The 1377-nt window shown below is 69.8% G+C and carries 2 protein-coding genes; both read left to right on the forward strand.

What is annotated here, in order from left to right; translation table 11 throughout:
• Positions 1-607 (forward strand): tyrosine-type recombinase/integrase (locus tag R1101_RS28475; protein ID WP_016935621.1); only part of this gene is annotated, 607 nt, incomplete at its 5' end.
• 97 nt (positions 608-704) lie between these two features.
• Positions 705-1377 (forward strand): NAD(P)/FAD-dependent oxidoreductase (locus R1101_RS0123535; RefSeq protein ID WP_016935622.1); only part of this gene is annotated, 673 nt, incomplete at its 3' end.

Below are 1377 nucleotides of genomic sequence, written 5' to 3' on the forward strand. Positions count from 1 at the left end.
GGATCTGGCGCTCATCGCCACCCTGCTGCTCACCGGCATCCGCTCGGACGAGCTGATCCGCCTCGATGTGGGCAGCATCCTCGGCGGCCGGGAGGCCCCGGTGCTGCGGGTGCTCGGCAAGGGCGCGATCGAACGGGAGATCCCCCTCGAGGACAGTTGGACGGCGATCGTCTGCGCCTATCTCGACGAACGCTACGCCCGCTTCCCCGCCGCACGGCGCCGCACCCGCGACCGCGACCGCGACGAGCTGCCGGTGTGGGAGCGGCACGATCCGACCGATCCGCTGTTCGTCGGCGCGGACGGCAGACGCATCACCCGCGGCACCCTGCAGTACCGGGTGCGGCGCATCTACCGCCGCGCGGGCATCGAATCGGAACGCAAACGCGGGGCGCTCGCCCACGCGCTGCGGCACACCTTCGCGACGAGCCTGGCCGACAGTGGCGCGACGATGGTGGAGTTGCAGCAACTACTCGGGCATCGCTCGTTGCAGACGGTGCAGGTGTACACCTCGGCGACCGACGACGCGGTGCGGCACGCCGCGCGGCACAACCCCGTCTACGGGCTGCTCGGCCCCGGGCGCGAGCCGGGCGGCGACGGGCCGGACTAGCCCGCTGAGGGCCGGTGGGCTCCTCGGTTGCGCTGTGGGCGGGCGCGGCAACTGCAAGACTGGGGATCGATCCATCCGGCAACGTGAAGGAGCATCCATGAGCATCGAGCAGACCGAACCCCGCCGTCATCGAGTGGTCGTGATCGGATCCGGATTCGGAGGGCTGTTCGGAACCCAGGCCCTGGCTCGTGCCGATGTGGACGTCACGGTCGTGGCGCGCACCACCCACCATCTGTTCCAGCCGTTGCTGTACCAGGTGGCGACGGGCATCCTGTCGGTCGGCGACATCGCCCCCGCGACCCGCATGGTGCTGCGCAAGCAGAAGAACGCGCAGGTGCTGCTCGGGGACGTCGAGAAGATCGACCTGGAGAACCGGACGGTGACCTCCCGCTTCCTCGAGCGCTACACCACCACCCCCTTCGACAGTCTCATCGTCGCCGCCGGGGCCGGCCAGTCCTATTTCGGCAACGATCAGTTCGCCGAGTTCGCGCCGGGCATGAAGACCATCGACGACGCCCTGGAATTGCGGGGCCGGATCCTCGGGGCGTTCGAGCAGGCCGAACTGTCACACGATCACGAGGAACGCGCCCGGCTGCTGACCTTCGTGGTGGTCGGCGCGGGCCCGACGGGTGTGGAGCTCGCGGGGCAGATCGCGGAACTCTCGCGCCGCACCCTCAAGGGCACCTTCCGCAACATCGATCCGACGGAGGCGCGGGTGGTGCTGCTCGACGGCGCCTCCGATGTGCTGCCGGTCTACGGCGGCAAGCTCA

Origin of the sequence: Rhodococcus sp. R1101, assembly GCF_000278445.1 — a bacterium.
Classification (GTDB): Bacteria; Actinomycetota; Actinomycetes; order Mycobacteriales; family Mycobacteriaceae; genus Rhodococcus; species Rhodococcus gordoniae.